The sequence below is a fragment of the Streptomyces sp. NBC_01197 genome (assembly GCF_036010505.1).
Lineage (GTDB): Bacteria > Actinomycetota > Actinomycetes > Streptomycetales > Streptomycetaceae > Streptomyces.
This window is the reverse complement of sequence record NZ_CP108569.1, coordinates 7,463,479-7,478,117: the sequence shown is the minus strand read 5'-3', so window position 1 is coordinate 7,478,117 and position 14,639 is coordinate 7,463,479. Positions and strand designations below refer to the sequence as shown.

The following is a 14,639-nucleotide window of genomic DNA, read 5'->3' as shown; positions in this document are numbered from 1 at the left end:
TTTGGGGTTGTTGGGCTGCTGTTCTGCAGGGTGAGGGCCCGCTGTCGCGTCGGGCGGGCGCCGGGTCCACGGCTCCGGTCGACGTGATGCTGTTCGTCGGGATGGGATCGCTGCTGGTCAGCCAGGGTTCAAGAGCGCATCCAGGCGGGCGATCGCTGCGGTGATCATGTCGGTCCGGGGCCAGGTCCGGGCGAGGCGGAGGTAGCGTCGGCGGCCGGTGGTGACGAGCTGGGCGCCGGCGGCGTGGACGGTCTGGTCGACTCCGCCGTGGTGATCGGCCTGCCCCAGGGGTTGTCGGAGGCACGGGCGTTGTTGAGCACGCTGATCGCAGCGTCGGTGCCTTCCGGGGCCATGCGGAGGTCGTCGATGTTCGCAGGCTTGCCCTTGATCAGTTCGACGTCGGCCGGAGCCTGGACCGCCTCTGGGCGGGCACGAGGCACGGACGCGGTGGCCGCGGGGGTGGCCTCCCGCAGTGCGTGGATTCCGGTGCGGCCGCTGCCGCCGAGAACAAGCAGGTTGGACGGGGGATCATCGGGAGAGATGCGTCAGGCGGCACGCGGCGTGCCGAAGGTCGTGGCGAGCGTGCGAGCCTTGTCGTGGGCGGCCGTCATGGACGCCTCGTGCAGAGGAAGTAGCGGGGCCAGGGCGGGAGCCACGGGGGCCATGGTCAGCTCGGGTATCACGGTGGTGACGTCCAGGCCGAGGAGGTTGTCGTGGCCCAGTACGGCCTCAAGGGTGGGCACCACGTAGTCGAGGCCCTCGTTGGGGGTGCCGGGGCCGTAGCCGCCGCCCCGGGCGGAGATCAGCACGGCCGGACGGCCCGCGACCGGGGAGGGGCCGTTGAAGATCAAGGTGCGGTCCGTGACGATGATCTGGTCCAGCCATGCCTTGAACACCGACGGCATCGAGAGGTTGTACATCGGCACCGTGAACAGGTACGCGCCGGCGCCCAGGAACTCCTCGATCAGCTCGTCCTGAAGCGCGGCGGCCTTGGCCTGCTCGGGCGTGTGCTGGGCCGGGTCGGTGACGCGGGCCGTGATGCCCGCGGCGCTCAGGTGCGGCACCGGCGAGGCGGCGAGGTCGCGATGGACGACCGGGCCCTGCCACTGGTCACGGAACGACTGGGCAACCTGACGGGAAACGGATACCTCGCCGAGCGAGGAAGAGTCGATGTGCAGCAGGTACGACATGGTGGTTGGTGCCTTTCACAGAGATGGGGATGGGGTGACGGGTCAGGGACAGGCCGGGACAGCGCAGCGGAAGGAGCGGTGGCACACCCCGACCTGGTCGCTGCGCTCGAACCGCCCCACGGCCCCGTCCGCGCGGTGGCTGCCGAGCCCGCAACAGAGGCAGACAATCTCGGCCCAGATCTCTACCTTCGTGGCCTGACCTCAAATTCCTCTTATTTGTTCGTAACGCCATGATGCGCCAGTATGGAAGGCGTTACAAAAGGCACATCGGTGTGCGCGACGGAGAGGAATGGACGCCATGCAGGACAGCACTGGTATGGACATGGCAGCGGCGATCGGGCCGTGCGCGAGCATCCCCGCCGACCACATGGCCTTCATCCGGCAGATCCTGGACCGGGTCGGCGACAAGTGGAGCATGCTGATCATCGCCGTCCTCCAGGACGGCCCCCTGCGCTACACCGCCCTGCAGCACCAGATCCCCGGCATCTCCCAGCGCATGCTCACCCACACCCTGCGTCAGCTCCAAGAAGACGGCCTGATCACGCGCACCGCCTACGCCGAGGTGCCGCCCCGCGTGGAGTACGCGCTCGCCCCGCTCGGCCGCGGCCTGCACGAGATCGTCATGGAGCTGATCGGCTGGGCCGCCGACCATCACGACGAAATCAGGAAGAGCCGCGCCCGCGCCGCGGAGGACACCGCGGGCGCGGCGCGCTGAGGGCCAGGAACGGCTACGTGAGGTGCGGGGGCCACAGGTCCGGGGCTTTCGGTGGCCAAATCCCCCTGGCGCGGGCGGCAGGGCCCCGGCCACCGCGGCAGCGACCGGGGCTCCGAAAATGTGCGCATGATGGTGGTCCGACGATGCCCGTCAGGCATGTCGGCTATCCGCTGCCCGGTGAGAGCTCACTCGGATGGCGCGCCATGCCCGCAGGGTCGAGGCAGGCGTCGATCAGCATGGCGTCCACGCTGCTAGCGCCCGGGCGGCGCCGCCGCAGGAAGCGAGCGAGGCGGTTGCTCACCGGGCTCGATGCCTTGTTCGCGCAGGAGGGCCAGGAGCAGAGAGGATTCCAGCACACGGCTGCCACACCGGTCGTCCCATGCCCGGGCCGCATCCACGGCGACTGCCAGGTACTGCGCGAGGGCCGGCAGGCCCCATTCGTGATCGTCGGCGGTGAAGCCGCCTCCTGCCCTGTTGCGGTGAGTCTCCCGTTGCCAGGCGAGCGAGCCGTCCCGCACCTGGCGGACGGGAGCGGCACGGTTGCCGTGTGCGGCCCGGTCGAAGTCGTCCATGCGGTCAGCGAGCATTCCATGAGCGCGGGCCGCGGCCTGGGACAGGCTCCAACCGTGGTGGCGGGCGAGCACGCCGACGAGGTTGTCGGTGCCCTCATCCACTTCGCGTGGCGCGGACCGCAGGTCGTTGACCCAAGCGACGACGTCGGCAGCCGCGTGCCGTAGCCCGTCGAGATCGACCGCCGTGGGCAGAGACCGCTCCACCACGGCAAGGCGTGGCATCCGCTTCGCATCCCACCCTCCGCTCCGCCGCATCACGGCACTTACCGCTCGCCCCAGCACACTCTGTCCAGGCACGACAGAGGCCGGCCGCAGCGGTAAACCATCCTTCTGTGCGAACCGAGTGGCGATCGGCGACGCAGTCAGCTGTGTTGCCGTTGCTCCATGCCTGAGAACGCGACTGGAGACCTGACCGAAGATTCGCGATCCGCACGAACCCGGCGCCTGCGCCGCGCCACGTACCAGGGTCCAGTCCCCTCACGACGTACACGAGCAGCGGCCCTGCCGCAGACGGGCTGCAGGCAAGGGGCTCGACTCCGACCTGCCGTACCTCAAAGAGGGCCAGTTCGGCCTCATCCAGCTGTCGCTCGTACAAAACGGGTGCGAGCAGAAAAGGATGGCCGACTTGGCAGCTGAGGGGTTGGGGAGACAGTATTTTTTAGCCAGAACTGCCGGATGGTTCGGGTCCGGCAAGCGTGGTGGAGAGGGAGTAACCAGAGGAACCAGCGTCTAGGTCTCTCTCCCCGGGGCTCCGCTCGGAGGGCAGCAGATCCCGCTCCTCGTAAAACCGCAGGGCCCGCACGCTTACCCCGGCCTCCCGGGACACCCCACCGATACGCACGAGCCCTCCGCTCCGCGTGGCCGACTGCCCGACTTGCATCTCACGTCAACGTCAGGTTTTAGCCTAGTCAACGTCAAGGCATACCGAGCCAACCGGACAATAGGCAGGACATCATGCGAGCAGCCCGCTATCACGAGTACGGCGGTACGGGGACCCTCACGGTCGAGGAGACCCCGGACCCGCTTCCCGGCCCCGGCGAGATCCGCATCCGCGTCGCGGCAGCCGGTGTGAACCCCGTTGACTGGAAGGTGCGCAGCGGCGCGGTCCGCGAGGTGCTCCCCGTGGACCTGCCCGCGATTCCCGGCCGCGACGCCGTCGGTGTGGTGGACCGGATCGGCGAGGGCGTCGACGGCGTGAGCCTCGGGGACCGCTTCTTCGGGCTGGGTGGCGTCACGGGCGCGACGGCGGAACTGGCTTTGCTCTCGGCCTGGGCCCCGGCTCCCGCGAACTGGACCGACGAGCAGGCGGCCGGGGCCGGCCTTGCGTCCGTGACCGCGCTCAGCGGACTGAAGGCTCTCGGCCCGCTGGCCGGGCGCACCCTGCTCGTCGAGGGCGCCGCTGGAGGGGTCGGTGGCGCCGCGGTCGAGATCGCCGTCGCCCAAGGGGCCACGGTCATCGGGACCGCCGGCGAACGCAACCACGCCTTCCTCACCTCCCTCGGCGCCATTCCCACCACCTACGGCGCGGGCCTCGCAAAGCGGCTCACCGACCTGGCCCCGAACGGGGTCGACCTCGTACTCGACGCGGCCGCCTCCGGCTCCCTCGCCGACCTCATCAAAATCGTCGGCGACCCCGCCAGGGTCGTCACGGTCGCCGACCACCAGAACGCGGAACGCCTGGGCGTGCACATGGCCAACGCGGTCAACGACTCCACGTTCCTCGCCGAAGCGGGCGCCCTCGGCGAACGGGGCCGCTACACCCCGCGGATCGAGCAGACCTACCGGCTGGACGAGATCGCGCAGGCGCACGCCCACTCCGAGCGCGGGCACGTGCGGGGAAAGATCGTAATCCTCATCTGACTTCCCATCAGGTGGCCCTTCCTCTTCGTGCTGGAACGTGTTCTGCACTGCGCGTGACGGGGCACCCACGAGGGCCGTGAACTGGCCGATGACCCGCGGCTGGACGCATGGCGACGTCCCGCCCGAGGGGTGCGCAGGCTGCTCGACGCCCCCAGCAGCGGGGCAGCCCGCGTCTGCTCCGGTCCACGGCCCGCGTGATGTCGGCTTCCTGAGCCCGGACTGCGAGATCATTCAGGTTTTTCTGCAGTGCGGCCACCGGGTCGTTCTTGAGGTCCTCGAAGGTCGTCACGGTGGTTCGCTGAAAGTGCGGGAGAGCACTGCCCCATGCTTCGTAGAAAGATGACCAGTCATCGAGCCGGTTGATTCCGGTAGGCCCTGGCTGCTCCAGCCATTCCTCGAATGTGCGAGACCTGAGGTCCAGGGGGTCTTTTGCAAAATCGGTGCGGAACTTGTACCAGGAGTAAAGGGAGTCGCGCGGGTCCCTGATGAGGATCCAGGCACCCAGCAGAGGGCGTGGTGTCAAAAATTCCGGGGCGAGGTGCGTCTTGACGAAGCGGGGCCACCGTGGCCGCTCTTGGTCGCTTTCGAGCCAGGTGTTCTGGTCGGTGGCGGACAGCCTGCTGCGGTAGTCGGCGTAGGCCGGCACGGGATGGCTTGTACCGTCGGCGCTCAAGGCATCGATGTAGGGGTCCGCATAATTAAGCCCCAGTTCGAGGAGGATGTTCCCGAGGAGCGACTGGCCTGAGCCACCGATACTGGCGACTACGATGTCCTGCTCGCCCAACTCCGCTATGTTTTCCTGGTAGAGGGCATTGTAGCGGTCCTGAATTCCGTGCAGAAGGTAATGTATTTTCTCGCTCATCGCTTTCCCTTTCTGGTGTTCCCGGGAGCATGTGCCGACGGCCCCTGGTTGTCGGCGGAGCCTTCCACAGCGGAGTGATTCGGTGGGCTTCGTTTCAGGCCCGGGGACTCCCCGAGCAGCGTGACCAGGGCTCCGCCGAGGAAGGCGATGATCGCGGCCACGGCGAAGGCCAGTTGATATCCGGCGGTGAGCGCCGAGACGTGGTCGGCTGTACCTGCGGAGTTGGCTCGGGCCGCTGCGATGCTGCCCAGCCCTGCGACGGCGAAGACACCCGCGACGTATTTGGCGGTCTCGAAGACGCCGTAGCCCACGCCCTTGTCCTTTGCGGAGACGTCCTTGCCTGCGGTGACGTTGAAGGCAACAGCCCCCACCACGGTGCCGAGGCCCAGGATGAGCAGGCTCGGAAGGATGTGCGGAAGGTAGGCGCTTTCCGGGCCTGCGATGGCCAGGAGACCCAGTCCTGCGGCACTGACGAACTGGGCACCGGCGGCGATCACCGTCCAGCGGTATCGGTGGAGCAGCCGGTTGGCCACGGACGATCCGAGCAGCACAACGAGTCCCAGGGGGCTGAATGCGAGTCCCGCGCCCAGCGGGCTGTAGCCGAGGGCCTGCTGGAAGAAGAGCAGGCCGATGAAGACGCTGCCCTGGTAGGCGAACTCATTGGCCGGCATGGCGAGCGCCGCAGTACGGAACGAGGACAAGCGAAGGATGCTGATCCGCAGCAGGGGTGCTTCGGTTCTGCGTTCATGGAGGAAGAAGGCGGCAAACGCGATGGCGGACAGTGCCAGGGGGCCGAATGTGCTCACGGAGACGAGGCCCGCGCTCTCCGTGTTCGTAACGGCGAAGACAAGCAGCATGAGGCCAGTCATGGAGAGAGCGGCGCCCGGCAGATCCAGCCTGCCGCTCCGGGCCGGCGCCGGCTCGGCGTCCAAGAGCCTGGGTGTCATCAGAGCGGCGAGCAGGGCGACGGGGACGGAGAGCAGGAAGACGTAGCGCCAGCCCAGGCCTTGCGTGACGATGCCGCCGATGACGGCGCCGCAGGCGGCCCCCAGGCCACCGGCCACCGCGACGGCGGCGAACAGGCGGTTGCGGTCGGATGCCGTTTTCCTGGCACTGATGATCGCGAAGGACGTCGGAACTGCGAGTGCGGCGCCCCCGCCCTGGAGCGTTCGACCCGCCAGCAGCAACGACGTGTTCGGGGCCAGCCCTGCCAGCAACAGCCCTGCGACGAACAGCCCGAGGCCGGTGATGAGGACCGGGCGGCGTCCGTAGCGGTCACTACATCGGCCGCCCAGCAACAGCACGCCTCCCAGCGGAAGGGTGTAGGCCGTCATGACCCACTGCGTGCCTGCCTGGCCCAGGTCGAAACTGCGCTGCACCGCGGGAAGTGCCACGGTGACCACCAAGCCGTCGAAGACGACGAGGAAATTCGTGGTGGTGAGCAACGCGGTGAGAGGTACGGCCCGGTGACGGGCCATCCACTCGGTGTTCAAAGAGCCAGTCATGATCCTCACCTGCCCGGCCCCGCAGGGGCTGTCACGGTCGTCTGCCAGCTGATGCTCCGGTGGGGGATCAGTTTCAGGCGGTGGCGCGCCGGGCTGCCCATGCGCGGGTCAAGTAGGTCGTCTTCACGGTTGCTGCGTCGCCGATGCGTCGTCGCGCATAGGCGAGAAAGTGTTCGAACTTTTCTTCGCCGAGTTGTACCCGGACGTCGTTCACCGACCGCCACACCCCGATGTACTGGTCGACGGACTGCTCCACCTCGTGGCAGCCCTCGAGGAGGATGACGTCGTCGAACTCGGGGCAGGCCGCCAGCCGGTCGGAGAGTTCGTCCATTAGGCCCTGCCGGGCAGACGACACCCCTCGTCATGTGGGGCTTCAGCCGGCCGGCCCAGTTCGTCCTCAAAGTCCGTGAGCAGAGGGCTGGCCTGTATGTACCGCGGATTCCACAGAGCGACGAACCATCCGCCGGGGCGCAGGACGCGGCCGAACTCCCTTGTCCCCTGGTGGAAGTCCACCCAGTGAAACGAGGAGGCCATCGTCACGAGGTCTGCCGACCCTGCAGAAAGGCCGGTGTCCTCGCCGCTGCCCGCACGCCACGTGATGCTGTGGTGCGTGGAGTCCCTCTCCCCTGTCGCCCGCATCGTGTCATTGGGGTCGGCCGCGGTCACGGACCGGAACCCGGCTTCCGCGAGGATCCGGCTCCAGATTCCGGTGCGGGCCCCCACATCGAAGTCGACGGCTCACCGCAGGTTCCTGATCTGGCCCAGAGCCGGTGTGTGGGGCCGGCTACACGAGGAGATCCTGCACCGCTTGGACGACGCCGGGCTCCTCCACCTCTCCCGCGCCGTTCTTGACTCCGCCCACGTGACAGCTAAAAAGGGGGCGCACTGACAGGTCCGAGCCCCGTGGACCGAGGCAAGCCGGGTCTGGCGGCGCCGAGTCCAAGACCGCGACCGGTGTCCATTCAAGCTATGAGCAGGCGGAGGCCGAGATGAGTTCTTCCGTCACGAGTTGTATCCGACGTTCTCGTAGGTTCGGCAGCACCTGCTGGCACACCTGCCACGGCTCAGTTTCCCGCAGGGAAGATTTACTCCGGAAGGGTGTTGACTGCCAACTGCCCCGGGGGCCAACGTCCTGCCGTGGTCGACTCAGGCCGGCTTGCGCCACACGGAGATGTGGCTTGCCGAATCCTGGGTGAACGGTGCCCCATCCCAGTCCGCGACGCGACGTTCCAGTTCGAGCCCGGCGATACGTGCCATCAGATCGAGCTCTGCCGGCCAGGCATACCGGTGCCGGGAGTGGCCGCGACGGTAGCGGCCGTCGTCGCCATCGCGGGTGACATGGTGCGAGACAAGAGTCTGCTCGACCAGGTCGAAGGTGTCGAAGCCGAGATGCTGTTCAGAGACGTCGAACGGCACCGCGACCTGGCCGGGCGGCAGGAACCGCAGCGGCGGCACCCCCAGCTCGATGACGAACCGGCCACCGGGCTCCAGATGACGTGCGGCGTTGCGGAAACACGTGACCTGCTCGTCCTGCGTGAGCAAGTTCGTGATGGTGTTGTAGACGAGATAGACCAGGGTGAACTCACCGGGGACGACGGTGGTCGCCATGTCCCCGATGGTTACCGGGAGCGTGCTCTCGTCGATCTTGCCCCGCAGCACCGCTGCCATGTGCTCGGACAGTTCGATGCCCACTACCGGTACGCCGCGTTTCCGGAGCGGGACGCCAACTCGTCCAGTACCGATGGCGAACTCCAGTGCCCGGCCATCTCCGGCGAGCTCTGCCAGGAAGGCGAGAGTCGGTTCGAGAACGGCAGCCGAGGAGTTTCCCTTCTCTTCGGCGTCGTAGCGGTCGGCAGTCGCACGGGTCCACAGTTCACTGCTCGTCACGGGCGACTACTTTGCCGGGTGCCGGTGTCCTCTGTCGACGCATTTACCTCCCACCGGCTCCGGTCACACAGTTCGGGGCAAGCCAGTACGGACTTCCTTGGCAGCCTCCAACTCGGAGCAGTGGCCTTATCGACGAGATCTGCTGGGACGCCACAAAGGACATGGCACGCGGCACGGAGTGGACTGCGAGCAACTGCGCGGGGTCGAGGCGCGCTCGGGCGTCCGAGGCGGCACGGATCCGCAAGTCAGCCGACAGCTTTTGCGTGGCGTGCGACAGGGCGCTGCCATACGCCGGGGCCACACCTTCCCTTCCCAGTTCCGCTCCGCCGAGTGCTCGCACCCGGCACCACCGCGCAACGCCGGTCCGCGTCGGCCACCTCCAACCTGGCTCATGTCTCGTGTGGCCGACGTGGTCAGGCGGCGTGCGCCGAGGTGTAGGGCGTGGCTTGGGCAATGAGAAGGGCGACGTCGTCGTGGTCGTCGGGATGTCGCAGGGCGTGCAGGAGCCGCTGGCAGGTGTCCTGAAGAGCCTGGTGTGGTTGATCGATGGCGTGGAGCAGGGCGTCCAGGCGTTCGTCGATGGGGTGTTGGCGGGTTTCGACGAGGCCGTCGGTATAGAGGTGGAGCCGGTCGCCGGGATTCAGGTCGAATGTGGTGGTGTCGAAAGGAATGCCGCCGACACCCAGGGGTGCGCCGGTGGGCAGGTCGAGCAGTTCGGGCGGCTGCCCGGGGTGGAGGAGAGCTGGCGGGAGGTGGCCGGCGTTCGCGATGTGGCACTGGTGGGTGTGCGGGTCGTAGACGGCGTAGATACAGGTGGCGATGTAGTGCTCCAGGCCGCGGGTGATCTTGTCGAGGTGCTGGAGGATCTCGTCGGGAGCCAGGTCCAGGTCGGCGAAGGCGCAAGTGGCGGTGCGCAGACGCCCCATGGCGGCCGCGGCGGCGATGCCGTTGCCCATGACGTCCCCGACCACCAGGGCGGTCTTGTCGCCCGTGAGGGGGATGACGTCGTACCAGTCTCCTCCGACCTCGTTGGCCGCCTCGGCCGGCTGGTAGAGCGAGGCGACCTCCAGGCCCGCGAGTTCGGGCGGGCTGCCCGGCAGGAGGCTGCGCTGGAGGGTTATAGCGGTGTTGCGGATGCTCTGGTGCCAGCGGGCGTTGTCGATGGCCACGGCGGCGCGGGCGGCGAGTTCCCCGGCGAGGATCACGTCGTCCTCGTCGAAGGGCAGCGGGTTGCGGGTACGCAGCAGGTCGAAGGCGCCGAGGACTTCGTTGTGCGCGATCAACGGGACGGCCAGGTAGGAATGCACCCCCGCCCGCACGAACCGTGCCGCGGCGGCGGGATCGCGGGCGATGTGCAGGAGATCTTCCCGATCGGTGTGGGCGACGATGACGGGTTGGCCGGTGTGGACGCACTGGGTGATCAGGCGGTCGGCGCCGTAGGCCGCCAGGTCCCCGACCTGGTCCGCGGCGGCGGTGGCTTCGGTGGGATAGGCGGCTGCTATGGCGAGGGCGCGGAACAGCTCGGTGCCCTCATGAGAGACCGGGGCACGGCGGAAGGCCAGCACGGCGTCGAGGACGTCGACCGCGGCCACGTCAGCGAGTTCAGGGACGGCGACGTCCGCCAGTTCCTGGGCGGTCTTCTCGACCTCCAGGGTGGTGCCGACGCGGGCGGAGGCGTCGGCAATCAGCGTCAGACGGCGCCGGGCCCGGTCCGCCTCGGCGGTGGCCCGGTGACGTTCGCTGACGTCGACGACCGAGAGCGCCACCCCGATCACCCGCCCGCTGGAGCTCTCCAGCCGGTAGTAGGAGACCGACCATGCGTGATCGTGATCCGGATCTGCCGGAGTGCGGCCGACAGCGTACTGATCGATCAGAGGCGTGCCCGTCGTCAGGACCTGCCGGAGCGCGGATTCGATGGTGTCGACATCGATGAACGGCAGGATGTCGTGTGGGCGGCGGCCGATATGGTCGGCGGCGCTCACGCCGTTGATCCGTTCCAGGGCGCCATTGACCAGGATGTAGCGCAGACCGGTGTCCAGGAGAGCGACGCCGATGGGGGCCTGGGAGACGAGGCGCTGGGACAGCGCCAGATCGGTCTCCATCCGCCGCAGTCTCCTCTGATCAGCCGCGATGCCCAGGGCGTAGACGTCGCCGAGGTCGTCAAGCAGCCGCATATTACGGAACTCCACCAGGCGCGTACTGCCGTCCTTGTGCCGGATCGGGAAGGCACCGGCCCAGCTGGCGCCGGTCGCCATCACCTCGGCGAACAACTTCGTCACCAGGTCGCGGTGCTCCTCGCGGACCAGCAGCCGTGATGCGTACTGCCCCAGGGCCTCCTTCGCGCTGTAGCCGAACACCTCATCCGCCTGCGGGCTCCAGAACACGATCCGCCCCTTCGCGTCCAGGACGACCGCCGCCACACTCAGCAGATCGAGCAGCCCGCCCGGCGGCGACGGCCCCTCGACCGGCCGCTCCCACTCCCCACCCGGCGGCGGCTCGTCGGCACCCATACCGGACAGCTCCCTCCTGACACGGCCCAGACGGCTACGGCCGCGAGGGCCTTCCCTTCCATCCTGCGCCCGAGCAGGGCGGAGCACGACCAGGGAGAGGCCCCCGCCTCCCAGCGGCCGAGCCGCAGCACGCAAGACGAGCGGCCCCAAGTCCAGGCCCACCCGTTCATGGCGGCTCAGAAGACGCGTGTCGCGCAGGGCAGGGGTCGTACACGGATCGAGGTCCCCGGCCACGGTCGCCTGGCAGCTGCCGGGCCGGTGGCGGCCCTGGACGGTGCAGCTGACAGATGGACCCTCCGGTCAGGGGCTTGGCCCGAGCTCCCGGTGATCGCGTACCGCGGCCGGCACCAGCCGGGGCCTCCCCAGCTTCAGCCTGCATACCGAACCGTCGACAGGAATCTTCTACCAGGGACGGACCGGCTGTCCGTGGCTCCCACCCGGCGGTGGTCGCGTCCTGGGTCATTGCGGGTCCGGGTGAGTCCCCGAGGCGGAGACCTGCGCACCGCCGTCGAGGACAACCCTGTGGGTCCGGTGCCCCCACAGGGTTGTCCTGGTCACCTGCGCTGCGCACACAGGTGACCGGCCGACCGCACTCCCGGCCCGGCACCGGTCAGCGTTTGACGCCTACGCCTGCCAACAGGCCGATCTGGGCGTCCGCGGGCTCCGTCCCGTCGGCGGGTCCGGCCGGCCGCCAGCGGTGGCAACAGCAGATGCCGGGGTCGATCACGTCGAGCCCGTCGAAGAAACGACGGACGTCGCTGTGTGAACGGAACTGCACCGGAGTCCCGGAGGCGGTGTAGATCTCCGCGACCTTGTTCCAGGTGACCGGGTCGAAGTCGGGGGTGCAGTGGTTCATGGCGAGGGCGCTGCCGACCGGGAGGGAGTCGAGCAGCCGGCGGACGATGGCGTATGGGTCGTGCGGGTCGGTGATGAAGTGCATGAGTGCGTTGAGGTTGAGTGCGATGGGCTGGTCGAAGTCCAGCACCCCCGAGGCGTCCACGGCGCTCATCAGGGCATCGGGATCGGTGACGTCGGCCTCGATGTAGGCCGTGCGTCCCTGCGTCGTGCTGCGCATGAGGCGTTCGGCGTACTTGAGGACGAGGGGGTCGTTGTCGGCGTACACGACGCGGGCATCGACCGCGACGGACTGGGCGACCTGGTGCAGGTTGGGCTCGGTCGGGATGCCCGTGCCGATGTCGAGCCACTGGCGGATGCCGTGCTCCTGCGCCAGGGCCCGGGTGGCCCGGTGCATGAAAGCCCGGTTCTCGCGGGCGGTTACGAAGATGCCCGGGTGAGCGTCGGCGGCGACCAGAGCCGCCTCCTTGTCGATCTCGAAGTGGTCCTTGCCGCCGAGGAAGTAGTCGTACATCCGGGCCGAGTGCGGCCTGCTCGTGTCGAGGTCCCGGCCAGCCTGCCTGGTGGTCATGTTCTCCCCTTCATGCGTGTGTCTGTCGGCCCGCAGGCCAGGATCGGGACCGGTGTCGTCGTCCCTTCTGCCCGCCGTCGGCTCACCCGGCGGCCAAGTGATCGGCCAGGCCCTCTTTGACTCCGCGGACGAACGCGGCGATCTCCTCCGGCGCGTAGATCAGCGCCGGCCCGGCCGGGTCGGTCGACTGCCGTACGGCCACGCGGCCGTCGGCGAGTTTCTTCGTCTCAACGCACTGACCGCCGTTCGGCCCGCTCCAGGGGCGCTCCCAGCCCTGTTCGCCGAGATCGCGGGCCGACATCCCGTTGTAGACGCCCTTGTCGGTGATCGTCACGAGTACTCCTTGCGCATGCGGTTCAAAAGCGCCCTGCTGTCCTCGGACGACGTCAGCAGCGCCATACGGGAATGCGCCTCGAGATGGGCGACGACGTCCGCGCGCTGGTCCAGATAGACGGAGGCGGACAGCAGTTCGCTGTAGACGATGTCGGGCAACTCGGGTTCCTCGAACCGGAAATACGTGAACGGGGCACACGCACCGACATGCGCCCCCGCCGCGAAGGGCACGATGTCGATGCTGACATGCGCGAGCTCGGACATGTCCAGGAGCCGCTCGATCTGCTCCCGCATCACGTCGGGACTGCCTACCGCCCGGTGCAGGACGGCTTCCTCCATGACCACCCACAACGTGGGGGCGTCCTCCCGCTCCAGAAGGCTCTGGCGGTGCAGCCGCAGCTCCACGCGGCGCGCGAGATCCTCCTCGCTGCCGTTCGGCAGCCCGCCGAGCAGCACGGCGCGGGCGTAGTCGGGGGTCTGCAGGAGGCCGGTGACGTACTGGGGCTCATAGGTACGCAGGGTCTTGGCGCCGGTCTCCAGGCTGACGTAGGCGGTGAACCAGCTGGGGACGGCGTCGCGGTAGGAGTGCCACCAGCCGGGCTCGTTGGCCTGTTCGGCCAGCTCCACGAACTCGTCTATCTCCTGGCGTTCCGCGCCGAAGGTCTCCAGGAGCTTCTCCACGTAGAGAGGCTTCAGTGCGACCTCGGCCTTTTCCAGCCGTCGGATCGTCAGGGTCTTCACGCGCAGTGCTTTTGCCGCGTCCTCCAGCGAGGCACCGGCGCCGAGCCGCATGTCCTGCAGCCGACGGCCGAGGATCATGCGCAGGACTGTCGGCGCGCTGGCGCTGGAACGGGCTTCACTCACGCCCAACCTCCTGAGGGTTCATCAACAACGCCATTCTTACAGTGCCTTGGGGACGACGCCAGTCTGATACCCGCTCTGCTGAAATTATCAGGGAGTCGGTTGCAGCGTGAATGGATCACGCGCATAGTTGACATGTGAGCGGTCACTTCACAGCTCTGACGCAGCATCCGCCCCGGACGGGACACGTGATGCTGATGCCGTCCTGGGCACCCCATCGCAGGCGCCTGCCTCGGTACACGCCTCTCACCCCCGGGCTGCGGCCCGCATCCCCACACCGCGGCTGCCCCGCGGAAGGCACTGGAAGGCGACATCCGTGACTCTGCCCACGCCCTCAGCCCCGGCCCCCGCTTTAGCCACGACCGTGCCGCGTCGGGAGTACTGGATCGGCCTGCCCGCCCTGCGCACCAGCGCGAAATCCGCCCGCGACACCGTGCGCGATCGGCTCCGTGCCTGGAAGGTACCCGGCGACACATGCTGCGACGCGGTGCTGCTGGTCTCCGAGCTGACCACGAACGCTGTGCTGCACACCGGCAGTGGTCATGTCCTGTGCGGCCTCACGCTGACCGGCGACGAGCGGCGCCTGCGTATCGAGCTCCATGACGACGGCCGCACCCCGCTCCGCCCACCCCAGCACCTCGCCGGCCCCGACGCGGAGAGCGGACGCGGCCTCTTGCTCGTCCAGCAACTCGCCGACCGCTGGGGCTCCGCACGCTCGACACGGGCCGAAGGAAAGGTCGTATGGGCAGAGTTGACGGCCTACCCCTGACCCCATAGGCACCCGGCGGGCGTCGAAGTTGACGCCCGCCCCGGCAGCGACAGTCCGGATGCGGCCTGGGCAGGGATCCGACCTGCTGCGCACCGGACCAATTCCCGTCGAACGGCAGTGGCGCCACAGTCGGCACCGCACGGCCCCGC

The 14,639-nt window shown here is 68.4% G+C and carries 15 protein-coding genes and 2 pseudogenes; 4 read left to right on the top strand and 13 right to left on the bottom strand.

Translation table 11 applies throughout. The annotated features are described in order from the left end of the window. Positions 1–164 precede the first annotated feature (164 nt). Both OG452_RS34205 and OG452_RS34200 read right to left on the bottom strand, forming a co-directional pair. Positions 165–440 (bottom strand): hypothetical protein, encoded by a 276-nt coding sequence (locus OG452_RS34205; protein WP_327299414.1) that lies wholly within the window; start codon positions 438–440, stop codon positions 165–167. A 105-nt stretch (positions 441–545) separates the two neighbouring features. Then, positions 546–1,190: an FMN-dependent NADH-azoreductase gene (locus tag OG452_RS34200; protein WP_327299413.1), complete on the bottom strand. Its 645-nt coding sequence runs from the start codon at positions 1,188–1,190 to the stop codon at positions 546–548. Positions 1,191–1,479: 289 nt separating this feature from the next. On the opposite strand from OG452_RS34200, the gene OG452_RS34195 reads away from it, so the two are divergent. Then, positions 1,480–1,905, top strand: a complete 426-nt coding sequence (locus OG452_RS34195; protein WP_327299412.1) for a winged helix-turn-helix transcriptional regulator — start codon at positions 1,480–1,482, stop codon at positions 1,903–1,905. 251 nt (positions 1,906–2,156) lie between these two features. Here the strand turns inward: OG452_RS34195 and OG452_RS34190 are convergent, their stop codons facing one another. Both OG452_RS34190 and OG452_RS34185 read right to left on the bottom strand, forming a co-directional pair. Then, complete coding sequence (locus OG452_RS34190) at positions 2,157–2,699, bottom strand: terpene synthase family protein (RefSeq protein ID WP_327299411.1); 543 nt, start codon at positions 2,697–2,699, stop codon at positions 2,157–2,159. A gap of 520 nt (positions 2,700–3,219) precedes the next feature. Next, positions 3,220–3,318: pseudogene (locus OG452_RS34185) on the bottom strand (MerR family DNA-binding transcriptional regulator); the annotation flags it as partial. Between the two features lie 113 nt (positions 3,319–3,431). Here OG452_RS34185 and OG452_RS34180 point away from each other — a divergent pair. Next, positions 3,432–4,337, top strand: coding sequence for an NADP-dependent oxidoreductase (locus tag OG452_RS34180; RefSeq protein WP_327299410.1), 906 nt, complete (start codon positions 3,432–3,434; stop codon positions 4,335–4,337). A gap of 7 nt (positions 4,338–4,344) precedes the next feature. On the opposite strand, the gene OG452_RS34175 is transcribed toward OG452_RS34180, so the two are convergent. The 4 genes from OG452_RS34175 to OG452_RS35535 form a co-directional block, all read right to left on the bottom strand. Then, positions 4,345–5,199 (bottom strand): sulfotransferase domain-containing protein, encoded by an 855-nt coding sequence (locus OG452_RS34175; RefSeq protein WP_327299409.1) that lies wholly within the window; start codon positions 5,197–5,199, stop codon positions 4,345–4,347. Next, positions 5,196–6,704: an MFS transporter gene (locus tag OG452_RS34170; protein WP_327299408.1), complete on the bottom strand. Its 1,509-nt coding sequence runs from the start codon at positions 6,702–6,704 to the stop codon at positions 5,196–5,198. Before OG452_RS34170 ends, OG452_RS34175 begins: the two co-directional genes overlap by 4 nt. Before the next feature lie 73 nt (positions 6,705–6,777). Continuing rightward, the gene (locus OG452_RS34165; RefSeq protein ID WP_327299407.1) at positions 6,778–7,035 is read right to left on the bottom strand and encodes a hypothetical protein; all 258 of its coding nucleotides are present in this window, start codon (positions 7,033–7,035) and stop codon (positions 6,778–6,780) included. Then, positions 7,035–7,370, bottom strand: a complete 336-nt coding sequence (locus tag OG452_RS35535) for a class I SAM-dependent methyltransferase (RefSeq protein ID WP_442810140.1) — start codon at positions 7,368–7,370, stop codon at positions 7,035–7,037. The genes OG452_RS34165 and OG452_RS35535 overlap by 1 nt, the downstream gene beginning before the upstream one ends. Before the next feature lie 58 nt (positions 7,371–7,428). On the opposite strand from OG452_RS35535, the pseudogene OG452_RS34160 reads away from it, so the two are divergent. Then, a pseudogene (locus OG452_RS34160) lies at positions 7,429–7,628 on the top strand (IS5/IS1182 family transposase); the annotation flags it as partial. A 222-nt stretch (positions 7,629–7,850) separates the two neighbouring features. On the opposite strand, the gene OG452_RS34155 reads toward OG452_RS34160, so the two are convergent. The 5 genes from OG452_RS34155 to OG452_RS34135 all read right to left on the bottom strand — a co-directional run bounded on the left by OG452_RS34155 (position 7,851) and on the right by OG452_RS34135 (position 13,724). After that, positions 7,851–8,591 carry a class I SAM-dependent DNA methyltransferase gene (locus OG452_RS34155; protein ID WP_327299406.1) on the bottom strand — a complete coding sequence of 247 codons (741 nt, stop codon included), beginning with the start codon at positions 8,589–8,591 and terminating at the stop codon, positions 7,851–7,853. A 413-nt stretch (positions 8,592–9,004) separates the two neighbouring features. Further along, the gene (locus OG452_RS34150) at positions 9,005–11,101 is read right to left on the bottom strand and encodes a SpoIIE family protein phosphatase (protein WP_327299405.1); all 2,097 of its coding nucleotides are present in this window, start codon (positions 11,099–11,101) and stop codon (positions 9,005–9,007) included. A gap of 610 nt (positions 11,102–11,711) precedes the next feature. Beyond that, positions 11,712–12,527, bottom strand: coding sequence for an SAM-dependent methyltransferase (locus OG452_RS34145; protein ID WP_327299404.1), 816 nt, complete (start codon positions 12,525–12,527; stop codon positions 11,712–11,714). Positions 12,528–12,609: 82 nt separating this feature from the next. Continuing rightward, positions 12,610–12,828 carry a DUF397 domain-containing protein gene (locus OG452_RS34140; protein WP_405565185.1) on the bottom strand — a complete coding sequence of 73 codons (219 nt, stop codon included), beginning with the start codon at positions 12,826–12,828 and terminating at the stop codon, positions 12,610–12,612. 29 nt (positions 12,829–12,857) lie between these two features. Next, positions 12,858–13,724: a helix-turn-helix domain-containing protein gene (locus OG452_RS34135; RefSeq protein WP_327299402.1), complete on the bottom strand. Its 867-nt coding sequence runs from the start codon at positions 13,722–13,724 to the stop codon at positions 12,858–12,860. Between the two features lie 361 nt (positions 13,725–14,085). Here OG452_RS34135 and OG452_RS34130 point away from each other — a divergent pair, with 361 nt between their 5' ends. Then, the gene (locus OG452_RS34130; RefSeq protein WP_327299401.1) at positions 14,086–14,490 is read left to right on the top strand and encodes an ATP-binding protein; all 405 of its coding nucleotides are present in this window, start codon (positions 14,086–14,088) and stop codon (positions 14,488–14,490) included. Positions 14,491–14,639: the final 149 nt, after the last annotated feature.

What these genes read in the sequence shown, in the direction of transcription:
- OG452_RS34200 (WP_327299413.1), bottom strand. Translation starts at nt 1,190, where the DNA reads ATGTCGTACCTGCTGCACATCGACTCTTCCTCGCTCGGCGAGGTATCC.
- OG452_RS34195 (WP_327299412.1), top strand. Translation starts at nt 1,480, where the DNA reads ATGGACGCCATGCAGGACAGCACTGGTATGGACATGGCAGCGGCGATC.
- OG452_RS34190 (WP_327299411.1), bottom strand. Translation starts at nt 2,699, where the DNA reads ATGCCACGCCTTGCCGTGGTGGAGCGGTCTCTGCCCACGGCGGTCGAT.
- OG452_RS34180 (WP_327299410.1), top strand. Translation starts at nt 3,432, where the DNA reads ATGCGAGCAGCCCGCTATCACGAGTACGGCGGTACGGGGACCCTCACG.
- OG452_RS34175 (WP_327299409.1), bottom strand. Translation starts at nt 5,199, where the DNA reads ATGAGCGAGAAAATACATTACCTTCTGCACGGAATTCAGGACCGCTAC.
- OG452_RS34170 (WP_327299408.1), bottom strand. Translation starts at nt 6,704, where the DNA reads ATGACTGGCTCTTTGAACACCGAGTGGATGGCCCGTCACCGGGCCGTA.
- OG452_RS34165 (WP_327299407.1), bottom strand. Translation starts at nt 7,035, where the DNA reads ATGGACGAACTCTCCGACCGGCTGGCGGCCTGCCCCGAGTTCGACGAC.
- OG452_RS34150 (WP_327299405.1), bottom strand. Translation starts at nt 11,101, where the DNA reads ATGGGTGCCGACGAGCCGCCGCCGGGTGGGGAGTGGGAGCGGCCGGTC.
- OG452_RS34145 (WP_327299404.1), bottom strand. Translation starts at nt 12,527, where the DNA reads ATGACCACCAGGCAGGCTGGCCGGGACCTCGACACGAGCAGGCCGCAC.
- OG452_RS34140 (WP_405565185.1), bottom strand. Translation starts at nt 12,828, where the DNA reads ATGTCGGCCCGCGATCTCGGCGAACAGGGCTGGGAGCGCCCCTGGAGC.